The 4,827-nt window shown below is 65.1% G+C and carries 4 protein-coding genes; all 4 read left to right on the forward strand.

Annotation, left to right across the window (positions count from 1 at the left end; all coding sequences use genetic code 11):
• Positions 1-108: 108 nt before the first annotated feature.
• Positions 109-942: a LytR C-terminal domain-containing protein gene (locus L979_RS12340; RefSeq protein WP_197052151.1), complete on the forward strand. Its 834-nt coding sequence runs from the start codon at positions 109-111 to the stop codon at positions 940-942.
• 2 nt (positions 943-944) lie between these two features.
• Complete coding sequence (locus L979_RS12345; RefSeq protein WP_231559539.1) at positions 945-1,622, forward strand: GNAT family N-acetyltransferase; 678 nt, start codon at positions 945-947, stop codon at positions 1,620-1,622.
• A gap of 279 nt (positions 1,623-1,901) precedes the next feature.
• A complete protein-coding gene (gene groL / locus L979_RS12350; RefSeq protein WP_047692508.1) occupies positions 1,902-3,530 on the forward strand; it encodes a chaperonin GroEL in 1,629 nt (542 codons plus the stop codon).
• Between the two features lie 134 nt (positions 3,531-3,664).
• The gene (locus L979_RS12355; RefSeq protein ID WP_047692510.1) at positions 3,665-4,621 is read left to right on the forward strand and encodes a ribonuclease H; all 957 of its coding nucleotides are present in this window, start codon (positions 3,665-3,667) and stop codon (positions 4,619-4,621) included.
• The last annotated feature ends 206 nt before the right edge of the window (positions 4,622-4,827 follow it).

Genomic DNA, 4,827 nt, shown 5'->3' on the forward strand with positions numbered 1-4,827 from the left:
GGCCTGGACTGATCCGCGGTCCATGGATGCAGACACGGTCCGCCGTAAGCGGTGTTTGCAGAGGACACAGAACCGCCGGTGTGCCGCGTCAGTGGGAAGATGGGTGCCATGACCTCGCCCAGTCAGCCGGAGAACACAGAGCCCAACCCGCAGACCCAGCACCACCCTGCCGGGCAACCGTGGGATGAGCGTGACATTTTCGACGACGTCCCGGAGGACGGAGCCCGGGCCGGAACCCACCGGGCGTTGGATGCACCCACGCCACGGGCCACCAAGGAGATCCTGGTGCTGTTGGCCGCCGGTGCAGCAGCGTTGGCTGTGGGCGTGGTGGCCTACCTGGTGGGGGTTGACCCGTACACCCGAATCAACAACGCCGCTAGTGCCACCACCAGTCCCACCGCCCAGACCACCACGGCCTCACCTGATGCCACCGTGGAACCGGACAGCTCCGTCCAGGTGGGCGTCTACAACGCTGCATCCGTGGATGGGGCCGCCGGTAATGCAGCCCAGCAGTTGAGCAGCGCGGGATGGTCCGTGGCCTCGATCGACAACTGGGGAGTTTCTGTCAACGACAGCGTGGTCTACTACGCCGACGACGAGCAGGAGCAGGCCCAGGCCATTGCCGATGAACTGGGTATTGCCGCCGTTGTGGAGGACGATGCCGTCTCCTATCCCGTGGTGGTGGTTGTGGGCACAGACATAGCAGGAGGGCCCAGCGCGCAGCCCGTGCAGTCGGCACCGGAGGAGCAGCAGCCCGCCCAGCAGGCGCCTGCTGATCAAGCCCCGGAAGAACAGGTGCCAGTGGAACAGGCACCGGCGCAGGATGCACCGGTGGAGCAGGCCCCCGTTGAACAAGCACCTGTGGAGCAGGCCCCTGTGGAACAAGCTCCGGTTCAGGACTATGTGGAGCCGGCTGCGGATCCGTTCGGAACGGGGGTCTGAGCGTGGCCACCCACCAGCAACCAGGGCCTCAGGGCATTCCCGATCACTGGCCTGTGACCGGTCAGCGCGTGCGCTTGCGCGACTGGCGGGCAGAAGATCTCCCGGTCTACGAATCCTGGATCATGCCTCCGGAGGGGGGAGGGGAACATGACTGGCAGAAGTTCGATGGACCCTTCTACCCCAACTTCACCGCTGAGGGCGCCCAGAGGTGGCTGTCCACGCTGCGTGAGCAGGTGGAGGCCGGAACCTGGCCGGATCTGCGCACCACGGCTGTGATTGCAGACGCCGCAGACGACTCCTTCATCGGCCAGGTCTCCTGGTACCACTGGGAAAAACCGTCCCAAGACGACGGCCAGGGCAGCCATGTGATGCCCCTGCGTTCTCTGGGAGTCTCCATCTACCCGCCCGAGTACTGGTCCGGTGGATACGGTACCGAGGCCATGAAGCTCTGGGTGGATCACCTGTTCACGTCCTCGGACTCCCACCGGCTGGACCTGGAAACGTGGAGCGGGAACGTGGGCATGTGCAAGGTCGCCCAAAAGCTCGGTTTCACGGAAGAAGCTCGGATCCGCCAGGCCCGGAAAGTCCGCGGTGAACTCCACGACCGCATGATCTACGGGATTCTGCGCACCGAGTGGGAAGCCATGCGGGAGGCCGGCGCGTCGTCGTCGCCGTCGTAGGGGCAGGGCTGCGTGAGCCCACCGCGAACACCTGAGCCGAACCGGCTCAAGGGGTTTGCACTCACCTGCTCCGAGTGCCAATAATGGCTCTAGCACTCAGTTGAGTTGACTGCTAAGCGGCCATGCTGCGGCCGCTGGCGCAATTCAGCACAGTGAGTGAACTTCAGCTGAATCCGGTGAGGAGCAGTGCTGTGCGGGCCATCCCGCGGGGCTGCTCCGTCCGTCGCGGGCACCGGATCCGGCGCACAGTCTGTTGACCGTCCAGGAGGGACGAAACACATGGCAAAGTTGATCGCATTCGATGAAGAGGCCCGTCGCGGTCTCGAGCGCGGCCTGAACACCCTGGCCGACGCCGTCAAGGTCACTCTGGGCCCGCGCGGCCGCAACGTGGTGCTGGAGAAGTCCTGGGGCGCCCCCACCATCACCAACGACGGTGTCTCCATCGCCAAGGAAATCGAGCTGGAGGACCCCTACGAGAAGATCGGCGCCGAGCTGGTCAAGGAGGTCGCCAAGAAGACCGATGACGTCGCAGGCGATGGCACCACCACCGCAACCGTCCTGGCCCAGGCGCTGGTCCGTGAGGGCCTGCGCAACGTGGCCGCCGGTGCGGACCCGCTATCCCTGAAGCGCGGCATCGAGAAGGCCGTGGCTGCCGTCACCGAGGAACTGCTCTCCTCCGCCAAGGAGATCGAGACCGAGGAAGAGATCGCCGCCACCGCGTCCATCTCTGCCGCCGATCCCGAGATCGGCAAGCTCATTGCCGAGGCCATGGAGAAGGTCGGCAAGGAAGGCGTCATCACGGTCGAGGAGTCCAACACCTTTGGGCTGGACCTGGAACTGACCGAGGGCATGCGCTTTGACAAGGGCTACCTCTCCGGTTACTTCGTCACTGACACCGACCGCCAGGAAGCTGTCCTGGAGGATCCCTACATCCTGATCGTCAACTCCAAGATCTCCGCCGTGAAGGATCTGGTCCCCGTGCTGGAGAAGGTCATGCAGGGCGGCAAGCCGCTGCTGATCATCGCCGAGGACGTCGAGGGTGAAGCACTGGCCATGCTGGTGCTGAACAAGATCCGCGGTGCCGTGAAGTCCGTGGCCGTCAAGGCCCCCGGCTTCGGCGACCGCCGCAAGGCTCAGCTGGCTGACATCGCCATCCTGACCGGCGGCCAGGTCATCACCGAGGAGGTCGGCCTCTCCCTGGAGACCGCAACCCTGGACGAGCTGGGCACCGCCCGCAAGGTGGTTGTCACCAAGGACGAGACCACCATCGTCGACGGCGCCGGCACCCAGGAAGAGATCGAAGGCCGTGTGGCCCAGATCCGTGCCGAGATCGAGAACTCCGATTCCGATTACGACCGTGAGAAGCTGCAGGAGCGCCTGGCCAAGCTGGCCGGCGGCGTGGCAGTACTCAAGGCCGGTGCCGCAACGGAGGTTGAGCTCAAGGAGCGCAAGCACCGCATCGAGGATGCCGTGCGCAACGCCAAGGCCGCTGTGGAAGAGGGCATCGTCGCCGGTGGTGGCGTGGCTCTGATTCAGGCAGGCAAGACCGCGTTCGAGAAGCTGGCTCTGGACGGTGACGAGGCCACTGGTGCCAACATCGTCAAGGTCGCCATTGACGCACCGCTCAAGCAGATCGCCCTCAACGCAGGCCTGGAGCCCGGCGTTGTGGTGGACAAGGTTCGTGGCCTGGAGAAGGGCTACGGCCTGAACGCTGCAACCGGCGAGTACGAGGACCTGATGGCTGCGGGCATCAACGACCCCGTCAAGGTGACCCGTTCCGCCCTGCAGAACGCCGGTTCCATTGCCGGTCTGTTCCTGACCACCGAGGCCGTTGTGGCCGACAAGCCCGAGCCTGCCGCCGCCGGCGGTGGCGAGGACCCCATGGGTGGCATGGGCGGCATGATGTGATCTGAGCCTTTGAGCTCGATCATCAGCTGATCGCTGATCGAAAGGGGCCATTCGTCCGAGAGGGCGAGTGGCCCCGTTCGCCGTCGTTCTGGAGGCGCACTGTGTTGTCCGCGCGGCATGACAAAGTTGTGCTCATGACAATCACCGCAGCAGCTGACGGTTCCGCACTGGGCAATCCGGGTCCCGCGGGGTGGGCCTGGTACATCGACGACGCCACCTGGCGGGCCGGTGGTTGGCCCCACGGCACCAACAACATGGGGGAACTCAAGGCAGTCCTGGACCTGCTGGAATCCACCGCCGACCTGGGTGAACCGTTGCGAGTGCTGTGTGACAGCCAGTACGTGATCAACTCGATCACCAAGTGGATGCCCGGGTGGAAGAAGAAGGGCTGGAAGAAGAAGGACGGCAAGCCGGTCCTGAACGTGGAGCTCATGAAGGCACTGGACGCGGCCATGGAGGGGCGCGATGTCACCTTTGAGTGGGTCAAGGGCCACGCCGGGCACGAACTCAATGAGGCCGCAGATGCCCGCGCCAACGCCGCGGCCCGCGCCTTCCAAGCCGGCCGGGACCACGACGCCGGTCCCGGCCTGGACAGCGCCAGTTCAGGTGGCTCAGGGTTGGGCAACAACGGCTCAGGTGCTGGTGGTCGCGTGGGTGCTGCCTCCGATGAGTCCTACAGCCCCCAGGAGGAGGCCGAGGACCAGGACCCGGATCTGCTGGTGGCATTGGATGCACAGTCGGACTCTCTGGCCGCCGGGGCAACGGTGGAGCAGGAAGTTCTGGGGCTGGAACTGCAGCGTCTGCGCAACGGCCTGTCTGCGGCAGCGATCCACCCGGATGCTGTGTTGATCGACTCCGATGGTCGCCCCGTTGAGGCAGCGGAGCTGGGTTCAGGCGATGCAGATGCTGACATCCACGTGATTGAATCCCTGCCGTTGGGCCGCAACGCCGTGATGGTGTCCACGCATGTCGTCGGGAGTTCAGATGCTGCCGGTGTGAGTGTGCATGCCTCCTTGTGGACCCGTGAGGACTCCCGCAACGAACTCGGCGACTGGCTGCTGCGCCACAACCAGGTCACCCCGGAATCCTGACCCAACCTCATCCACATCGCCTAGCGAGTGTCTGAGTTTGGACGGATTCAGCCACCCACAACAACCCAGCTCGGACACTCGGCAGCCGTCAAGGGCGGGTGGTGGCGCGGGGGTCAGAGGCGGGGGGAGGGGCCGGTGTCGTCGATGATGTCGGGGTCGTCGTCATCAATCTCTGGGATTGGCGGGAGATCGTCCTCCGTGGGCGG

It is taken from the genome of Kocuria sp. ZOR0020 (genome assembly GCF_000800955.1).
Classification (GTDB): Bacteria; Actinomycetota; Actinomycetes; order Actinomycetales; family Micrococcaceae; genus Kocuria; species Kocuria subflava.

Excerpts from the sequence above, each read along its gene's own strand:
- L979_RS12340 (WP_197052151.1), top strand. The coding sequence starts at position 109 with ATGACCTCGCCCAGTCAGCCGGAGAACACAGAGCCCAACCCGCAGACC.
- groL (WP_047692508.1), top strand. The coding sequence starts at position 1,902 with ATGGCAAAGTTGATCGCATTCGATGAAGAGGCCCGTCGCGGTCTCGAG.
- L979_RS12355 (WP_047692510.1), top strand. The coding sequence starts at position 3,665 with ATGACAATCACCGCAGCAGCTGACGGTTCCGCACTGGGCAATCCGGGT.